The following is a 19,235-nucleotide window of genomic DNA, read 5'->3' as shown; positions in this document are numbered from 1 at the left end:
GCACATTGGGTAACTTGAAGAAATTTGCAGCAACAGTCACTCTAGGCGCACTCTTGATCGGCGGAACGTCACCGACTTATGCAGCCTCACTTACAGAGAAGCAGAAGAAAGTACAAGAACAACGACAAAAGAATAGCAGCGAGCAGTCGAAAGCAAACTCTTCGATTCAATCACGTGAGCAAGCCATCAGCAAAGAGCAACAAGAGATCAACAAGTTAGACGCTGAACTCCAAGACGTCATCAACGATGTCGCTCAGAAAAAAGCTGAGATCCGTGCAACTGAAGAAAAAATTCAAAAGCTTCAAGAGCAAATCAAAAAATACGAAGCAAAAATGAAAGCACAAGAAGAACTCATGAAAGACCGCATGGCGACGATGCAAAAGAACGGTGGCTCGTCAGTCAACTGGGCTGAGTTCATCTTCGGTTCAAAAGACTTCGGTGACTTGATCACACGTATGATCACAGCTGGTACGATTCAAGAGAACGACCAACAGATCTTCGAAGAATATGAAGCAACGAAAGAAAAACTTGCAAAAGCGCAAGCTGAATTAAAAGCAGAACGCGATTCACTCGTAAAGCAAAAAGAAGAGCTTGAAAAACGCCAAAAAGAGCTCGATCAAAAAATGAAAGAGCGTGCAGCGAAAATCAAGAAACTCGAAGCTGAAAAAGTGAAGTTCGAATCAAAACTCATGAGTCTACAAGAGATGGAAGATACGCTCAAAGCTCAAGAACAAGCGATTCAAGCAGAAATCGAAGCACAACGTCGTGCTGAAGAAGAAGCACGTCGTGCAGCGGCAGAAGCAGCAGCTGCTAAGAAGAAACAAAGTGCAAGCTCAAGCAACAGTGGTTCTAGCGTTTCAGCGTCAACACCTGTAGCGTCTGCACCAGCGAGCGGTGGGATGTTCCAACGTCCAGCAAGCGGTCGCCTCTCACAAGGATGGGGCGCAGCGAGCGGTGCGAACGGATACTCGTTCCATAACGGTCTTGATATCGCAGGTCCAGTTGGTACACCGATCTATGCAGCACAAACTGGTACGGTCCTCCGTGCAGGTTGGGGTGGTGCATACGGAAACCACGTTATGATCGCACACGTCATCAACGGACAAGTGTGGACGACAGTATACGCACACATGAGCTCGGTCTCAGTTAAAGCGGGTCAACGCGTGTCACAAGGTCAAAACCTTGGCGGCATGGGTAGCACAGGGAACTCGACAGGTTCACACCTTCACTTCGAGATTCACCGTGGCGGTTACTCATACTCTTCATCGAGCGCGGGAAGCACAGTCAACCCAGCATCATTCTTCTAATCAACACAAAGATAGTGATCGACGAATGCGTCGATCACTTTTTTGTTGCCTGATAGACGATAAACGTCAGAAGTGCGGCACCGATGACACTGAGCCATAGCGTATCGATGTTCGGGTCATCAAGGACGCTCTGTCCACCGACGATCAACATATAAAGAAGGAGTGCCACGCCAAGTGCACGTAAAACAATTCGGAATCTAGCCATGAAAAATCGCCTCCACCTAATAGTATAGGGGAGGCGATTCGTTTCATCTAGCGAGTCGGACCCAAGCAGAGTCCATGATCTGTTCGTACCCGACTTCTTGATAGATTTTATTTGAGGTCGGGTTCGTCAAGTCCGTATAGAGGACACAGAACGATTTCGTCTCGAGTAATTGGCGGCTAAGGTCTGCAACGAGACTTCGTGCGTAACCTCTTCCACGTGCGTCAGGTGACGTATAGACGAAGGAGACGGTGATGCCGTTCTCGGTCGGACGTGAGCGTTTCGCACACGAGACAAGCTGTCCATCGACTTCCCAGAACACGGCGTCATCATTTTTGAGCATCGTGTCGATTGCTTTCGTCACTTTTTCAGGTGACGACGAACGAAGTCCCGACTCGGCTTCAAAGGCGCTATACCAAGCTTCGAGTTGTGCTTGATCGGCTGTTGTCGCTTTTCGCATGTGGCCTTTCGCCATCTCAATGTCTTCCACTTCGTCGAGTCGATAAAGACCTTGTGACATGAACATCTCACTCGTCCCGGATGTGATTTCTTGCCACGCTTTTCCGAACCGTTCGGCTTGAGAACGTTCTGAGACCACCTCAGTGAACGGGATCTCGTTTTCGAGAAGGTGCGGGATGATGAAAGCGGGGAGTTCTTCCTCCCGTTCCGAGTCCGCGACGATGTAATGGAGCGGATGGGGCGGTGTCACTTGAAGGATGGCGAGGAGTTCACCATTCTCTTCGACGGTAAATTGATGAAACGTCTCGTAAACGCCTTGAATCACGTTATTCAATACGCCAATCATGAGGCTGTTCTTGGCTTCTTCTTTTAACAATGCGTCTATGACGCGGTCAGCGAAGTGATTCGGGTCTTTCCATTCAATCCATTTCATATGTATCTCTCCTGTTCTATGTAGACAAAAACGGACAAACCTGATGGCTTGCCCGTTTATGCGTTGTACGTTATGCGATATCTTCTTGTTTCGACGCTGTGTTGTCGAGAAGTTTCGTGTTGTGTTTGAAGTAGTGGATAATTTTTGCGATGGCACCGTCACCTGTGACGTTTGTAGCTGTCCCGAAGCTATCTTGCGCCAAGTAGAGTGCGATGACCAAGCTTTGCATCGTCGCGTCGAACCCGAGGATCGAGCCGAACAATCCGAGCGATGCCATAACTGCTCCACCTGGAACACCAGGTGCTGCAATCATCGTCACACCGAGTGCGAGGATGAATGGAAGGACGATCGCGTAAGACATCGGCATGCCGTTCAAGTACATGAGTGCGACACCGACTGACGTGAGTGTGATCGTCGAGCCTGACAAATGAATCGTTGCCGAGAGCGGGATGACGAAGTTCGCGACACCCTCATCCGTGTTGTTCAACTTCGCTTGGCGAAGCGTGACTGGAATTGTCGCAGCCGATGATTGCGTCCCGATGGCTGTGAAGTAAGCCGGCATCATCGTCTTGAGCAATTTGAACGGATTCTCTTTGTTGAGACCACCTGCGATTGAGTATTGAATCATAAGCATCGTCATATGAAGGACGATGATTGTGACGAAGACGAGCGAGAACACCGAGAGGATCTCAGCGACCTGACCAGCGTACGTCATGTTCATGAAAATTCCGGCGATGTGGAATGGGAGTAATGGAATAATGACTTTACTGATTAAGAGCTCGATGATATCGCGGAAATCCATGGCGAGGTCGAGTGACCGTTTGCTTTCGATTGCGGCAATCCCGATCCCGATGACGAAAGCTAAAATGAGTGCGGTCATGACACCGAATACCGGTGGAATCTCAAATTCCATGAACCCTTTCAATAAGGCTTCTTCTGGGTTTTCGGCTCCTTCCGTCGACCGTGACAAAATTTGCGGGAACAAGTTGCTCGTTGCAAAATATGCGAGCGTTCCTGCGACAATTGTTGAAGCGTAAGCGATGAGTGCTGTGAGCCCTACTAATTTTCCTGCTCCTTTTCCGAGTTCCCCGATTCCAGGGATAATGAAAGCAAGAATAATCAATGGGATGGCGAAGCCTAAGAACTGCCCGAAGACCGTGTTGAACGTCACGAACGTCCGAACGATCCAGTTCTGACTTTCTGGTACGATGCTCCCGAGCAGAATCCCGAAAGCAATCGCGATGATGATGCGACCTAAGAGGCCAATGCGTAATTTCAAATCAATCACCCTTTCTGTTTGTTTGAATAGTTGATATTTTCGCACATTTTACGAAATGATGCCACCATCTCTTGCAATTTTCCTGAAGAAAGACGTTTGACAACTTCATAGAAGGGTAATAGAAAATGTTGTACATATCAAGGGAAGGGGCTTCTCCTTTTCCTAATATAAAAACGATGTTATGATTAATGCTGACAGACGTAAAGGAGGGGTGCGCGTGCAGTTACAACGAACAACGATTCACATTGCGGGTCAAGACTATACGATCGTGAGCGAAGAACCCGCTGATCATGTGAGGGAAGTAGGCTTTTTGGTCGACAGTAAGATCCGCGAGATTCGTGAACAATCCCCTCATTTAGATGCTCGTCAGGCGGCGGTCTTGGCTGCGATTCAAATCGCGAGCGACCACGTCAAAACTAAACGAAATATGGGAGAATAAATCAATCCATGGTTACGCTACTTATACTGTTTTTCTTGTTTATTGGAATCGTCAACGGCTTCCGTCGTGGCGCGATTCTACAGCTCGGCCATTGGGTCGCGCTCATCATCAGTTTTCTCGTCGCCAACACGTACTATAAAGATTTAGCCGAAGCGTTCAAGCTCTGGATTCCGTATCCGTCTCAGCTTGATGGAACGCTCCCTGGCGGCGTCTTGGACCTCAACTCGCTTTCAGGGATTGAGATGACGTTTTATAACGTCTTTTGGTTCGTCGTCTTGTTCCTCATCACGAAACTTGTCTTGCATCTCATCTTGGCGATGCTCGACTTCTTGACAGACTTGCCGATCTTGCGCCAATTAAAAGGGTTGATCGGAGCAGTCCTCGGATTCTTCGAGGCGTATGTCATCACATTCTTCATCCTTTGGGTGATTGCGTTCGTGCCGATGGCAGGCGTTCAAAATGCTGTCGACAATTCGTCGCTTGCGACATTTATCATTCAAGACACGCCATATCTATCAGATTGGTTTTCAAATAAGATGTTGTGACACGACAGGCCGGAATGCAAGCTAGTGCTTGTATCTCGGTCTTTTCTGTGTGAAGAGGGGGAAGCATATGAATAAAGTAGAAGCGATGATGTTGCTCGAGAAGATCGCGCAATATATGGAAATCAAAGGGGAGAACCCGTTTAAAATCAATGCGTTCCGTAAGGCCGCAACGGCTCTAGAGAATACGGACCTTGAACTCGAGGACATCGACGATTTGACGTCCATCTCAGGGATCGGCAAAGGAACGGCGGCCGTCCTTGAAGAGTATCGGGATACAGGTCGCAGCGAAGTGCTCGAGGCGCTTCAGGAAGAAATCCCGTTCGGTTTGATGAAGCTCTTGAAAATTCAAGGGCTCGGCGGGAAGAAACTCGCCAAACTCCGTGAAGTCGGGGTCGTCGACTTAGAGTCCCTCATCCGTGTGCTTGAAGACGGGACGGCGGCATCGCTCCCGGGATTCGGAGCGAAAAGTGTCGAGAAGCTACTCGCCGCAGCGAAGAACCTCGAGTCGCGTCCGGAACGATTGGCCTATGCGGTCATGCGACCGATTGTCGAAGAAATCAACGACGTATTGGAGAAAGAAGAGCTCGTCTTACGTCATTCGGTCGGGGGAAGCTTCCGCCGGGCAGAGGAGACATGTAAAGACCTCGACTTTATCATTGCGACCGAGGAACCGGTCGCGCTTCGAGAGAAGTTGCTCGCCTTGCCGTTCATCAATGAAGTGATCGCGGCAGGGGAGACGAAAGTATCGCTCGTCCTCGAACGTGAGGAAATGGTGTCGGTCGACTTCCGTATGGTCGAACCGGGTGCATTCGCCGCGACGCTTCACCATTTCACAGGCTCAAAAGACCATAACGTCCGAATGCGCCAACTCGCAAAAGCGAAAGGAGAGTCGATTTCGGAGTACGGAGTCGAAACGGCAGACGGGCTGTGGCAACCGGAAACGGAAGAAGAACTGTTCGAACGGTACGGTCTCCCGTTCATCCCACCTGAGCTTCGGGAAGGGCACGCCGAGTTTGAGCACGACTTATCGAAACTGGTCACGCTTGAGGACATCAAGGCAGACGCACATATGCACACGGTTTGGTCGGACGGGAAGTTGACCGTCGATGAGATTGTCGTGGCGATGAAAGGGCGCGGCTATGAGTGGATGGCCATCACCGACCACGGGAAGTATTTGACGTTCGTCAATGGCTTGACCGAAGAACGACTCGAGGCACAAGGTGAGGAGATCCGCGAAGCTGCAAAGACACATAAGATGAACGTGTTGCGTGGCGTCGAGATGGATATCCGTCCTGACGGGACGCTCGACTACGAGCCAGAATTTTTAGAGACGCTCGACTATGTCGTCGCCTCGATCCATTCGAAGATGGACCAATCCGTCGACGAGATCATGGCACGTCTCGAGAACGCTTGCCGTTCCCCATACGTCAACGTGATCGCGCATCCGACGGGACGACTCATCGGTCGTCGCGACGGTTATCCGATTGACGAGGACAAGTTGATTGCGCTTGCAAAAGAGACGGGGACAGCGCTCGAATTGAACGCGAACCCGAACCGCCTCGATTTGACGGCCTCCACGCTGAAGAAGGCGAAGGCGGCAGGCGTCAAAGTAATGATCAACACCGACACACACCACCCAGACATGATGGAAGATATGGCACTCGGCGTGTTACACGCACGGAAAGCCTATCTCGAACCATCGGATATTATCAACTGCTTCTCGTTTGAAGATGCCAAAGCGTTCTTCGCGGCGAAGCGATAGAAAGGAACATGCTAGATGGATCACGCGTTACGCGTATTAGAATATGAAAAATTACGTCAGCAGCTTGCCGGACACGCGTCGAGCTCGCTCGGGAAAGATTTGGCGCTCAAGATGCAACCGGACTACTCGTACGACCGGGTACTCTCGAATTTGAATGTGACGAAAGAGGCGACCGAGGTCGTGCGTCTCCGTGATCGTCTGCCGCTCGGTGGGCTCACAGACGTCCGCGCGGAAGTGAAGCGGGCCGCCATCGGCTCGGTCCTCTCGACGAGCGAACTGCTCGCCGTTGCCGCTGTCATGTATGGCGGGCGTCAAGTGAAGAACTTCTTCGAGAAGCTGCACGAGGACAACGAAGAGATTCGGATCCCGCGTCTTGATGAGTATGCGGACAAGTTGACGAAGCTCATCGAAGTCGAACAGTCGATTCGTCATGCGATCGATGACCAAGGTACGGTCCAAGACTCGGCGAGCTCACAACTTCGGGGACTTCGGACACAGCTCCGAAGCTATGAAGGCAGTGTCCGTTCACGAATCGACAACATTCTCCGCAACAACGCGAAGATGCTTTCAGACGCCATCGTCACGATTCGAAACGACCGCTATGTCGTGCCGGTCAAACAAGAGTACCGTCAAGCGTTCGGCGGGATTGTCCATGACCAGTCGGCTTCCGGTCAGACGCTCTTCATCGAGCCGCAAGCCATCGTCTCCATCAATAACGAGATTCAAGAAGTTCGCTTGAAGGAACGCGCTGAGATCGATCGAATTTTGAGTGCGCTCTCGAACGAAGTCGGTGGGGTTCATGATGCGATCATGACGAACCTCGACGTATTGGCCGAACTCGACTTTATCTTTGCGAAAGTCGCTTACGGACAAGAGATGAAAGCGACCGAACCGAAGTTGAACGACAATCGGGAAATCAAATTGAAGCAGGCACGTCACCCGTTCATCCCGAAAGATGAGGTCGTGCCGATCACGGTCGAGCTCGGGGAAGACTATACGTCACTCGTCATCACCGGACCGAACACCGGCGGGAAGACGGTCACATTGAAGACGATTGGACTCCTCCAGTTGATGGTGCAGTCAGGTCTCTACGTACCAGCAGAATTCGGGACAGAGCTTTCTGTGTTTGACGCCGTCTATGCCGATATCGGCGATGAGCAATCGATTGAACAGAGTCTCTCGACGTTCAGCTCGCATATGACGAACATCGTCGGCATGCTCGACAAGATCGACTTCATGTCACTCGTCCTCTTCGATGAGCTTGGTGCCGGGACGGACCCACAAGAGGGGGCCGCCCTCGCCATCGCGATTCTCGATGAAGTGAAACGTCGCGGGGCACGTGTCGCGGCGACGACGCACTACTCAGAACTGAAGGCATACGCTTATAATCGTGAAGGTGTCATGAACGCCTCGATGGAGTTTGATATCGAATCGCTCAGCCCGACGTATCGCCTCTTGATCGGTGTGCCGGGTCGCTCGAACGCTTTCGAGATCAGCCGTCGTCTCGGATTGTCCGAGCAAGTCATCGACAAGGCACGAAGCCACGTCGGTAGTGACGCGGAGTCGGTCGAATCAATGATCAATGAGCTCGAAGCGGCGAAACAACGCGCTGAACAGCTTGAGCAAGAACTTCTCGTCAAACGCCATGACTTCGAAGAAGAACAGGCAGCGTTTGAAGCGAAGATGACTGAATTCGAACGCGAGCGCGACAACTTGTACAGCGCGGCCGAGGCGAAAGCCGAGAAGGCCGTCGAACAGGCGAAGCGTCAGGCGAACGAAGTCATCGACCGCTTGAAGAAGCTTCGGGAGCAGGGCATCGTCAAAGAGCACGAGATTATCGCGGCGAAGAAAGAACTCGAGTCGGCCAAACCGACGCTTCAAGATAAAAAGATCCAAAAAGTGAAACAAAAAGCCCAACAGAAACGTACGTTCAGTAAAGGCGAAGAAGTGAAAGTGACGACGTTCAACCAAAAAGGTTACATCGTGAAACAAATCAACGACAATGAGTACAACGTCCAAGTCGGCATCATGAAAGTGAACGTCAAAGCGGACGACCTTCAGAAGATCGGTCCATCGAAAGAGAAGCCGCTTCAATCGAAAGGGAGCTCGCTCAAACGTCAGAGTTCGACGAAGTCCGAGCTCGACCTCCGCGGCGTCCGTGTCGAAGAGGGACTCATGCGTCTAGATAAGTATATCGATGAAGCACTCGTGTCAGGCTATGACAACGTCCGCATCATCCATGGTTTAGGTACAGGAGCGATGCGTCAGGCGACACAAGAATTTTTAAAAGGACATCGTCACGTGAAGAGTCAACGCCCAGGAGGAATGGGTGAAGGTGGACTCGGTGTCACGGTCGTCGAACTGAAGTAAGGGGAGTCGGGGAATGGGTACGATTACGTTTGCCGTCATGCTGGAATCGTTCGGCCTCTATTCGATGGCGGGACTGATGATTATCGTCGGCCTTGCCATCTTCGAGGTGACGACGCCATATAGCAACTGGCGCGAGATTCAAAAAGGAAATATCGCTGTCGCTTTGGCGACAGGTGGGAAGATTGTCGGTCTCGCCAACATCTTCCGTGTGGTCGAGAGCTATCACGATAGCACGATCGACATCTTCGTCGGTGGAGGATTCGGCTTCATCTTGCTCCTCGCGACCTACTGGTTGTTTGAATTTTTGACACCGACGCTGAAGGTGAACGACGAGATTCAAAAAGGAAATATCGCCGTCGGACTGTTGGCATTCTTGCTGTCGATTGGGGTCTCCCTCGTCGTCGGCGCGGCATTGGTGAGGTGAAGACATGGTATACGAACGATTGGCAAAAATCTTGTTCATCGGGGCCGGGCTGTTCTTAGTGGCAGCGGCGCTATGGTATATCTTTTATTGAGGAGAAAGGCGATGTCGTGAGGCATCGCTTTTTGATTAGGGGGCGAATGAATGATTGATCTACACCATCTCATGGCGGCAACGGATTACGTACTCGACACGGAATCCTTTCAAATGAAGAATGAGGCGTATTATCCTCTAGAGTGGACGTTCTTTGGAGCTTCGGACCCGACGATGCTTCTCACATGGGACGCTGAGCGTGACCGAATCCGGATTCGGTTCGAACAGTATGCGCTCTTTCTTGGAACACTTGAAGAGCACGGTCTGAAGGAAGAAGGATTATGGAACGACCACCCAATCGTGAAGCTGACGACGTCCCGTTTCATGTCATACATACATGAAGAGACGGGAGCAAATCGAGTGAACAGCGAGCGGGGGACGCTCTCGCATTATGTCATCCGCACAATCGAGCAGGAGTTTCATGTACTGGCGTATGAAGACCCGACCGTAGAAGATTTAGGGAAAGTCGGGGATACGGGAGTACGTGTCGAAATCGTGGACGGAGCCGAATAAAAAACAACGTCGTCCCGACTCGGGGCGACGTTGTTTCGTTTAAGGAACATTAATTTTGACGGTATACACTTTCGGCATCGCACCGCTTGATGCATACAAGACGAGCGTTTTTTCTTTCTCTGGAACGAGGAAGACTAAAACAATTTCGGATTTCTCGCCTGGTGTATAAATGAATCCACCCCGGAATGCTTTATTGTTGTGGTTGACCATGTCGACCGGACTGTACTCTGTGCCATCTGGCGTGTACATACGGAACCCGTTCGGTCGATAGTCCATGGTGCCACCATACTGATCATCCTCATTAAAGAGTGAGATCGGCAGGCTGACGAATCGTTTTCCATCTTCCGGTTCGGTTCCGTCCGGAGAGGCGTAAACGGGTTCACCCACTTGGAATTCACGTTTCTTCATTTGTGGATCCCCAATAAACGTTTGGAAAGTACCGAGGTTCATGATTTTTTGAAGGTCATCTTCTTTTGGTGTGGCGGCTTTGGCTTCTTTCGGTTTATCTGCTTTTAAATCAGCCTGTTTCGCACCCGTCGTCTGTGCGGTCGGGGCTGGTGCCGATTTCGCCTCTTCCGTGACCGGCTTGACTTCTGGTGACGTGAAGACGAACAAGCTGATGATCCCGACAACGAGTGCCGTCGCTGTCGTTCCGAGGACGAAGCGGAATCGTTTCTCGACTTGTTTTTGGTTGACGACATGGCCACCGATCGCTTCAGCCGGTGTGATGCGGACGGCACGTTCAGCCGGAAGCAGTGCACCTAAGACACCTGTTACGACTGGGATGAGGATGGTCGCAAACAAGAATGGTAGCTCTGACGTCGGGAACTGTTGATACATGATGGTGACGATGATGATGGTGAACGTCACACCGAGTAGTCCGGCGAAGAACCCGGTCAACGCACCTTCTGTCAAGACGAGACGACGGATGGACATATTTTGCCAACCGAGCGCTTTCAAGACAGCGAGTTGTGGTTTTCGTTCAGAGACGTTTTGCCACATGATCTCGGTCGTCGTGAGCATCGCGATTAGTAAGGCGACCCCCATGGCGACGTAATGCATCGTCCCGACTTCAAGTGCCACGAACTCCCCAATCCACGTCGTATACAAGACACCTTGGAGGCGGAACGTGACGAACAAGAAGAAACCGAAGAGACTCGTCGGTAAGGCGATGGCAAGAATCGACAACAACGTCCGTGGCCAATACGTCACGAGTTGGTTCAAGCTCATACCGACGCTTGAGCGAGAGCGGCCGAGACGTCGTCCTTTTGAGACTTCACCGGACTGCATCGTCTCATATGGCTTGATGCTACGGACGAGTCGGATTGGAATCAGTGTCCCGAGCCAGTAAATCAAGAGACCGGCTAGGCCAATCAATAGGATGCGGGTAATCGATGTCGAGCCAGCTGCCGTCCAAAGGAACGTCCCGAGAATCATCCACGAGATGAGCGCGACCATCGACCCGAGGATCGTGGCTTCTAAGAATAACAGTTTCGACAGCTGACTCGGACGCCAACCGAGCGACAAGAGGATGGCGAACTCTTTCTTCCGTGCGTACAACATGATGATGTTCGAGCTGAACACATACAGCATCGCGACGAGGATGACGCTCGCGACGACACCGGAGAAGCCGAGTTTCGCTTCTTGGAAGATCGTGATGGACGACCCGATTTTAATCCATGGCTGCTGGATCCAACCGAGCGAACTTTCTCCTTTTAAGCCAGGGAGATAGGTGACGGCGTATTGTGGAGATGAGCCGAGTGTGACGTCGGTGATGAGACCGGTCTTGTCCTCAATCTCTTTGGCGACTGCTTGGAGCTTCGCTTCACTTTCTTCGTTCAAGACGTCCACGCCTTTCACGTTGACGCGAATAGCCGAGATGGCCTTGTCACCGGCGATGGCGAACGCCGCATCGAGTGTCGTCAACATCGAAGGTGGTTTCGTCAAGAAGCTATACGGGTTATTCGTCGGTTTGACGGTCGTCGGTGGGTTGACCGGCTCGTCTTTCGAGTTCATGACCCATTCGGCGCTTGCCGGGAAATACGTCTCCATTGGAAGTTCCGTCAATGGATCTTTTGACAGCTTCAGTTTCGATGGGTCGAATAGTCCGATATAGTTATATCTTACTTTCGGTACATCGTTGAGGTCTTCCGCGTATAAATTGGACTTGCGATACATACTTTCTAGCCCATACTTCACTTGACCCTCAGCGAGGAACGGTTTGATTTGATACGAATACGGCCAACGTTTCGGGAACGGGCTCGTCACACCTTCATAGACGAGCGGTGACGCCTTCTCGGCAATCCACGTATATTCCATGGTGAGACGAGGGTCTTGTGGCTGCGGTTTCCCTTCTAGAATGTGTTTCGTGATGTTGTCGTGCATTTGTTGGGCTGTAAAGTCGTATGAGGCGACTTTTGTCCCTTCCAAACTATCCAGGTATTCCTCTTTTCCGTTCTCTAAATACGTATTGATGAATTTTTCTGCGTCGCTCGTATCGGCATCGACTTCTTCGATGGTGTAGTTGATTGAGGCATCGACGTAGTCTTTTGAACTCATCAAAATCGGGATCGTCGTGACCTCTTCATCGTAAGGCTCTGGGACATCCTCTTCATTGAAGTAACGACTGAACTCTGTCGCTTGTACGGCATCGTCTAACCCGACGAGTTTCGCTTCGGCGACCGGATCGATCCCGGCGAGCATGACGTCGCTCCCGTAATCGAGTGGGAACTCTTCGTTCAGGGCGGTCGGGCCGATTCCGATGTGGGTGGTATTGCCGTTTGGCATCCAGCCTACCCAAAAGTAGGCTTTCAAGTCTTGGAAGTCATTGATTTTTTCAATGCCCGTATCGATGAGTGTGTTCATCTTGAGGCGATAGAGACCCGCTTTATCAAACGTATGCGTTTGTGTGAACGAGCTCGAATAAGTCGACCCGATCATGGCGATCGGTGCTGCGACATCGATGTCGGCAATCTGTTGAATCGTCTCGTATTGTTCTCGCGTGATCCCGCCCTCGAGTCCGCTCATATAGTTCGGCTCGAGCAAGTTCAAATCTTCCGTCACGCTTCGACTGCCTTCTGGACGGACGACGATGTGATAAGACGAGTCCCAACGTTTTTGCAGCTCGTTGACGACCGTTCCGTTATTCGCCTGGGTCACCCCGAGAAGATAGCTGAGCCCGGTACTGACGATGAGCATCCCGACCATGAGCAGGATAAATCGTTCCTTATTCCGCCACCATGAATTCCAGATGAACTTAAGCATGATGGACGTCGCTCATGGCGACGACCTGCCCGTCGCGCATCTCGATTTTTCGGTTGGCTCGGTCGGCGAGTTCTGGGTCATGGGTGACGAAGAGGACGCCACATCCGTTCTCGCGATTCAAGCGGATCAATAGATCAAAAATGACGTCACCCGTGTGTGTATCAAGGTTCCCCGTCGGCTCATCAGCGAGGAGCCATTTTGGTCGATGAATGAGGGCGCGGGCGACGGCGACGCGCTGTTGCTGACCACCTGACAGTTGGGACGGTAACGAATCAACTTTGTCGCTGAGACCGACTTCTTTCAACAGTTCGAGCGCACGTTCATGGACGTCGTAATCAACTTTTCGTCCGAAGAGCGGGGACATGACGTTCTCAAGTGCCGTCAACGTCGGAATCAAGTGGAACTGTTGGAAGATGAAGCCGATGTTCTCGAAGCGGAAGTCCGCGAGCTGTTTTGCAGAGAGCGTCGAGATCGGTTCGTCGTTGAATAGCAACGTGCCCTCTGTCGGACGGTCGAGTGTACCGATCAGACTGAGGAGCGTCGACTTCCCAGACCCCGATGGTCCGATGATGGAGATGAAATCCCCGTGCTCGAAGCGGAGGTTGATGTCTTGTAAGGCGACCGTTTTGACGTCACCCGTATCAAAGCGTTTTGTTAAGTGTTCGCATGTGAAGTGATAAGCCATATTGTTAAATCTCTCCTTTACCTAATTTTTAGTGAAAATATGTAAGAGAACGTAATATTCTGACTATTATCAGATTAGAGGAAAAACATTCCAATGTATAGCTGTATTTTTTTCAATGGGGGAGCGGGTATAGAGAAGTGAGGAGGAGAGAAGATGAAATCATTCGAAATTGAATTCCATTTAATTAATGAAGAAGTGCTGACGTATATGATGGAAGCTGATACACGATATGAGGCATTGGAGTCGATTTACCAATCATTTCGGCATGCGAGCGATGGATTCGTACAATTTGAGGACGAGTTGATTGTGATGTTGGATCATGTGGCGTATGTGAAGGCGTTTGAGGTAGTGGAGTAGGAGGAAGCAATCATGAATTATAAAAAATTAGTGCGTGATCGTGTCACTGATTTAATTTATTCAGAGTAGTTTGAATAAGCTAGACTGAGACTTTACGAAAATTTAAAAGATTGTTAAGGTATGTAGATTGCAAATATTTATGAAGATCGTTTAGAGACGATTTTAGATTAAATCAGTTGTTAAGTATAAATAACTTTTAGTAGATATCATTTTTTAATCTACTAAAAGTTATTTATTATTCCAATTTTGTTACAAATCATTTAAAAAATCTTCGGCTGTTTGAGAGGTCATAGTTAAATTATGTTCTTTCATAAATTCATAGGATTTTTTTAAATAATCAAGTTCTGTCACACTCTGCTCAATTATTTTTTCATAAAAAACTTCGATTCCACCTAATACATACGAATTGAATATTAGCATATTGTTTTTATGTTGTTCATGTACTTCATCTAAGGAATCATCTCTAAAAGCACGCTTAATTCTCTCATCTAGCTCGAGCTTATCGGCCTCATGTAATAACATTACTAATCTATATACAAATTCAAGATTATTAATTTCTGTCATTATCTGCTCAAAAAAATATTAGTAGGCTTATAAGATGAATATTCAGAAGTTTTATCCGATTTAGATACACGACCATAATGAAAACCGATAATTGCAGAGTGTATATAGATATCCAAATGTCTCTTAAAAAGACCTTTGTTTTTTAATTCATCCATATAAAATGAGTGTTTACCAGAAATTTTAATGTTTTTATCAAACACTCATATCACCTCCAGTAACACTTGTATAAACTTCAGAGTGCTTAGAAAGAATGTATTCTTTTCCTACTCTAGATTGAAGAGAATTTTTAGCGTAGTTCCAGTCTTTAGCCATAACAATCAAAATTAATTGGTTTGCTACATTTGGTAAGACTTCAGAAATATTTTTAACATGTTTTTCATCTGCGTTAGAAAATGGAGCATCAAGTATTAACGGATAGGCTTCAGCATCTTTTTCGTAACTGTCAGACAATTTTTGTTTTGCAAGGTCTACTAAACCAGAAATAAATGCAAAGTTTTTCACAGTTTCAAGTCCTTGTGATTCATCGGTATGAAGTTCATTAGATAAGTCAGTGGTAATTAAATTCACTCTAAATTTATCATCTATTATCACTTTACGTTTACCGTGATACATTTTTTTGAAGTAATAATTTACTTTGGATTCAAGTTGATTCTTAATTTCATATTCTCGATTATCTCTTCGAGATTTGACCCATGTTAAAATGTTTTCAGCATATTTTAGGTATAAAAGTATTTCGTTGTTTTTAGTAGAAGATTGTATACTCATTTCGTGAATGTCTATTTGATCTTTAATTTCTTTTTGCAATTCACCATACTTGCGATTTAAATCTTCTAGATTTTCTTGTAAAGAATCTAATTTCTTTTCAGCTGTTAATAAGTCGTCTTGATGTTTTTTTACACTATCCTCACCAGAAATTTCAGTATTTATATAGTTGATTTCATCAAGTAAATCTCCAATACTCATATTATGCGTAACAATTCGTTTATAATGGGAGTCTAAAGACATAAAATAATTTTCTGCATAACTCAAATGCGTCTCGGCTTGTTGTTTAAAGTTATTGATAAGTGTGCCAATAGACTGAGGAGGTAAGAATCTCATTTCTTCAACAAGATTTTTATGAGCAACACTATCCTTTTCAATTATAGTTCCGCATACGCATACACGACGTTCAATAATATCTTTAATTGCAATAGCATTCATACCTTGTATTGATTTTTTATCTAATTTTGCATTAGTAAGTTCTTCAATTGCATTTCTACATAAGTTGTGACCTACAAAAGAAAATGTTGAAGACTTTAGAAAAGCGCGATAATCTTCCATTGATGAACTCAATAAGTTTTTTTGTTCCTCTACTTGTTTTTCTTTATCCTCTTTTTCTTTTTGTAATTTTGAAACGTTTTCTAAACCATGTAGTATAGCCCTAGTATTAACTATTACCTCTTGGAAATGTGACTGTTCTGTTCTATTTTGTGATATCCGCTTCGTAAGTTCTTCTAATTTATACTCAGCTTCTTCAATTTTTCTTAAAGCAATTTCAGCCCTATTATCTCCCTCGTTACTAATATTTGAAGAAAATTTATTTAGTACTGTACCTGATCTACCCGTACTACCTAAATGTTTTATAAGGTTATCAAGAACGGTTAAACCTAGTATTGATTTAACAGATTTTGTTACATCTGATTTTGAGGTTATATTTCCAAACCTTTCTGTGTCATATAAAAAGTAAATAGATAGATCTTTTGGTAAAATTTCTTCTAATTTATTTTGGAGATGTAAAGATTTAAACTGAATAGTTTGTCCATTTTTTTTTGTACTTAAAGATAAACTAGGATTAGGATCGCTTATAACATAATTCTCTTTGACGCTAAATTTTTGGCTACGTACTATATTGTAAAACATACCTTCATGCTCTAGCTCGATACGCACAGACACCTCAGAGTTTCCATTTCGAGTTAAAATTTCTTCACTTACGGCTGCGTTCAATAATGAGTCTTTACTTTTAAAGTTAGCGGTACCATAAAACGCCCATAAGAAAGCTTGTAGTAGTGTCGTCTTACCGCTAGTATTATCTCCTAGGATAAGTGTAATGTTTTTCTCTGTGTCTTGTGAAAATTCAATTATTTGTTCGCCTTTAAACTGTCTAAAGTTTTTTAGTGTTATTTTTTTTATAATCATTATATTTATGTCTCCTAATAGTTCTTCTTAGCTTCTTCAATGATGATATTTCGAATATAATCAATCATTTCAGTTTCAGTCTTTGATCTTGTCTTTAAATTTTCTTTTTCAACATCAATTAATCTTTTTTTCATAACTTCTAATTTCTTTTCTGAAATTTCGAATTTATTCGAATTCTTGGCATACATTAATATACACATCCTCTCGATTTAACAAATATGATTTTTCAATTTGCTTAATTATTTTATCCGTAAAAGAAGAGTTTTCGGCTATTGCAGCAAAGTCCTTCATTCTATCTATTTCTCTTATAGGTAAAGACTTTAAAGATTTAATTTCTGTCTCAGAGTAATTAGTCATGTCTTCAAATGGAATAGGGAGTGTTATGAAATCATAGATTTCAGCATGATTTTTCCCTTTGCTTTTTCTAAGCACACGACCTCTTCTCTGTATATACTCCTTAGGATTTGTACTACTAGCTAAAATAAATGCTTTTTGGATGCTTGGAATGTCAACACCTTCGTCTAAACATCTAATTGCAACAAGCGCTTGTATATGTTCTCCGTCTTGAAATCCTCTTTTTATCAGTTCACGTTCAGTAGCATTTTCTTCTGAAGTAAACTTCGAAACCCTCATATTAATAGTGTTCCCAAGTACGTTAATCACAGCGTCTATTTGTCTGATTTCATCTTCAGATGGATTGTTTTCGGAATACTCTAAATCGTTAACTGTTGTCGCTCCACAATATATCAAAATGTGTGAATCATTACTATATTTCTCAATTTCTCTTGCAAGAATCTTGATTTTACTTTCAGCTCCAGCAACTAGTTTTGCTCGCTTGAGAAGCAACATCTTAGCGGACTCAGAAACTTTATATTTACCATTACTGTCCTTACTAATAAATTTACCTATCTTCATGGTTAAATCTCGGTATTCAAAAAGTTCTTCGTCTGTTAAAAAAACTAGAACGGGATAGTAATAGTAAGGGGTCAACATTCCATTTTTTATAGCCTTTTCTAAAGTGTATTCGTAGCAAATTTTATCAAAGTAGGTTAACAAAGATTGAGTTCCATTTTCGTCATTATGTCTTTGAATTGTTGCAGAGAGCGCTAAACGAAAGTCTGCGTTGGGTGGTAACTTTGATGAAAGATATTCTGCTCCAAAATTATGAGCCTCATCAACAATAATTAAAAAATTACGATTTATTTTCTTGATTTCGGTTTGTACAAACTCAGTAGCAAAAGTAGCGTTAGTTGTTACAAAGCAAAAGATTTTTTTTACACCTAAGTTGTAAGCTTCGACAGAAGTTACTAATCTATCTTTCCATTGGCGTTGTTTTGAAGTTGAATATCCAATTATAGGATTAAAATCGAATTTCCTTATCGTATCCACCCATTGCTCAACAAGGTGCTGATATGGACATACAATTACTATGGCTAAATTATAGTCTAATTTTTGAGCTAAATCTGATGCAGCAGCCAGACTAGTTACAGTTTTCCCTGTTCCAGTAGCCATATCAAAAATCCCTCGGAAATCATTCTCTATCCAGTTCTTTATCGCATTTTTTTGATATTCTCTTAGATTAAAATCAAGAGGTAAGGAGGGTTCTTTAATTGAATTTTTACTATTTAGAGATTTTTGAAGAAAGTAGTATTCTTTCTCGTCTATATCAAAATCAACATAATTCTGGTTGTAGGTCATTATTTTGTCACGAACAACTTGAGGGAATTCCGCAGTAGATATACCGTTGACTTTATTATTCCAAATTAGTTCGAAAGTATTTTTTTTAGAATTTACTCTTTCAACATCGGATGTCCAAGATTTAAATACATCAATAGATTCATAATTGTGCGTGAATGCATGTGCTGTCTCATTCATCGAACCTGAAAAAGCAATTATGTTCCCACGATCATCTTCAACCAGACCAAGTTTATCATGAAAAATGCCTATTGCATTTTCTTGATTAATTAGTGCAATCTTAATTTCTAAAATAGAGTTACTTATTAAATAGGCTAGTAGATTTAAACGTTTTTTCTCAAATATATTAAATTGTTTCTCAAAACTATCTAATAATCTTGTTTTTATTAACTCATCTCTTTGTTTATAACCGATAGTTATGGCTTCAATGTCTTCAACAGAAAGGTTAGGGGAGACTATCAAACGTATTCTTCCATTATTTCTTATAAGAGCACTGATGCCTTTTGTGATATCAATCAGAGCAGTAGAAGAAAAGTAACCTACGGCTCGATCATATTTAACAGAATTTTGAAGTATAGGAATATAGAAATCCCTAATAATATCATCATTAAAAGAACGATACTCATTTTTAATAGATAATAATTTGAAGTTCATTTTAAAAACTCACCTACC

Annotated in this window: 17 protein-coding genes; 8 read left to right on the top strand and 9 right to left on the bottom strand. The window is 45.5% G+C overall.

The features are described 5' to 3' along the window. The first annotated feature begins 5 nt into the window (after positions 1-5). Positions 6-1,307 (top strand): murein hydrolase activator EnvC family protein, encoded by a 1,302-nt coding sequence (locus tag PQI28_RS02620; protein WP_339962462.1) that lies wholly within the window; start codon positions 6-8, stop codon positions 1,305-1,307. Positions 1,308-1,341: 34 nt separating this feature from the next. On the opposite strand, the gene PQI28_RS02615 is transcribed toward PQI28_RS02620, so the two are convergent. The 3 genes from PQI28_RS02615 to PQI28_RS02605 form a co-directional block, all read right to left on the bottom strand. After that, complete coding sequence (locus PQI28_RS02615; RefSeq protein ID WP_214695154.1) at positions 1,342-1,512, bottom strand: hypothetical protein; 171 nt, start codon at positions 1,510-1,512, stop codon at positions 1,342-1,344. Positions 1,513-1,555: 43 nt separating this feature from the next. Continuing rightward, positions 1,556-2,401 (bottom strand): GNAT family N-acetyltransferase, encoded by an 846-nt coding sequence (locus PQI28_RS02610; RefSeq protein ID WP_339962461.1) that lies wholly within the window; start codon positions 2,399-2,401, stop codon positions 1,556-1,558. A gap of 70 nt (positions 2,402-2,471) precedes the next feature. Beyond that, positions 2,472-3,680 (bottom strand): dicarboxylate/amino acid:cation symporter, encoded by a 1,209-nt coding sequence (locus PQI28_RS02605; RefSeq protein WP_339962460.1) that lies wholly within the window; start codon positions 3,678-3,680, stop codon positions 2,472-2,474. Between the two features lie 217 nt (positions 3,681-3,897). Between PQI28_RS02605 and zapA the strand changes: the two genes are divergently transcribed. The 6 genes from zapA to PQI28_RS02575 all read left to right on the top strand — a co-directional run bounded on the left by zapA (position 3,898) and on the right by PQI28_RS02575 (position 9,823). After that, the gene (gene zapA / locus PQI28_RS02600) at positions 3,898-4,119 is read left to right on the top strand and encodes a cell division protein ZapA (protein WP_015881047.1); all 222 of its coding nucleotides are present in this window, start codon (positions 3,898-3,900) and stop codon (positions 4,117-4,119) included. A gap of 8 nt (positions 4,120-4,127) precedes the next feature. Continuing rightward, positions 4,128-4,664, top strand: a complete 537-nt coding sequence (locus tag PQI28_RS02595; RefSeq protein ID WP_074032727.1) for a CvpA family protein — start codon at positions 4,128-4,130, stop codon at positions 4,662-4,664. A gap of 67 nt (positions 4,665-4,731) precedes the next feature. Next, positions 4,732-6,426 carry a DNA polymerase/3'-5' exonuclease PolX gene (gene polX / locus PQI28_RS02590; RefSeq protein WP_339962459.1) on the top strand — a complete coding sequence of 565 codons (1,695 nt, stop codon included), beginning with the start codon at positions 4,732-4,734 and terminating at the stop codon, positions 6,424-6,426. Positions 6,427-6,441: 15 nt separating this feature from the next. Further along, positions 6,442-8,796, top strand: a complete 2,355-nt coding sequence (locus tag PQI28_RS02585) for an endonuclease MutS2 (protein WP_339962458.1) — start codon at positions 6,442-6,444, stop codon at positions 8,794-8,796. 13 nt (positions 8,797-8,809) lie between these two features. Then, entirely contained in the window at positions 8,810-9,220 is a 411-nt protein-coding gene (locus PQI28_RS02580; RefSeq protein WP_214760452.1) for a DUF350 domain-containing protein, read from the top strand. Between the two features lie 141 nt (positions 9,221-9,361). Then, positions 9,362-9,823 carry a hypothetical protein gene (locus tag PQI28_RS02575; RefSeq protein WP_339962457.1) on the top strand — a complete coding sequence of 154 codons (462 nt, stop codon included), beginning with the start codon at positions 9,362-9,364 and terminating at the stop codon, positions 9,821-9,823. A gap of 39 nt (positions 9,824-9,862) precedes the next feature. Here the strand turns inward: PQI28_RS02575 and PQI28_RS02570 are convergent, their stop codons facing one another. Together PQI28_RS02570 and PQI28_RS02565 are read right to left on the bottom strand one after the other, a co-directional pair. Continuing rightward, positions 9,863-13,087, bottom strand: a complete 3,225-nt coding sequence (locus PQI28_RS02570; RefSeq protein ID WP_339962456.1) for an FtsX-like permease family protein — start codon at positions 13,085-13,087, stop codon at positions 9,863-9,865. Then, positions 13,080-13,772: an ABC transporter ATP-binding protein gene (locus PQI28_RS02565; RefSeq protein ID WP_271305149.1), complete on the bottom strand. Its 693-nt coding sequence runs from the start codon at positions 13,770-13,772 to the stop codon at positions 13,080-13,082. Before PQI28_RS02565 ends, PQI28_RS02570 begins: the two co-directional genes overlap by 8 nt. A 153-nt stretch (positions 13,773-13,925) precedes the next feature. On the opposite strand from PQI28_RS02565, the gene PQI28_RS02560 reads away from it, so the two are divergent. Then, on the top strand, positions 13,926-14,129 hold the full coding sequence (locus PQI28_RS02560) for a hypothetical protein (RefSeq protein WP_339962455.1): 204 nt from the start codon (positions 13,926-13,928) through the stop codon (positions 14,127-14,129). Positions 14,130-14,378: 249 nt separating this feature from the next. On the opposite strand, the gene PQI28_RS02555 is transcribed toward PQI28_RS02560, so the two are convergent. From PQI28_RS02555 to PQI28_RS02540, 4 genes are all read right to left on the bottom strand, one after another. Beyond that, complete coding sequence (locus tag PQI28_RS02555) at positions 14,379-14,693, bottom strand: hypothetical protein (protein WP_339962454.1); 315 nt, start codon at positions 14,691-14,693, stop codon at positions 14,379-14,381. Next, entirely contained in the window at positions 14,693-14,893 is a 201-nt protein-coding gene (locus tag PQI28_RS02550) for a hypothetical protein (protein ID WP_339962453.1), read from the bottom strand. Before PQI28_RS02550 ends, PQI28_RS02555 begins: the two co-directional genes overlap by 1 nt. Then, positions 14,886-16,868, bottom strand: coding sequence for an AAA family ATPase (locus PQI28_RS02545; protein ID WP_339962452.1), 1,983 nt, complete (start codon positions 16,866-16,868; stop codon positions 14,886-14,888). Before PQI28_RS02545 ends, PQI28_RS02550 begins: the two co-directional genes overlap by 8 nt. Positions 16,869-17,033: 165 nt before the next feature. Then, complete coding sequence (locus PQI28_RS02540; protein ID WP_339962451.1) at positions 17,034-19,217, bottom strand: DEAD/DEAH box helicase family protein; 2,184 nt, start codon at positions 19,215-19,217, stop codon at positions 17,034-17,036. Positions 19,218-19,235 lie beyond the last annotated feature (18 nt).

It is taken from the genome of Exiguobacterium sp. USCH10, from assembly GCF_037619445.1.
In the GTDB taxonomy this organism is placed as follows: domain Bacteria; phylum Bacillota; class Bacilli; order Exiguobacteriales; family Exiguobacteriaceae; genus Exiguobacterium; species Exiguobacterium aestuarii_A.
The sequence above is the reverse complement of the archived record's forward strand: the minus strand, read 5'-3'. Positions and strand labels throughout refer to the sequence as shown.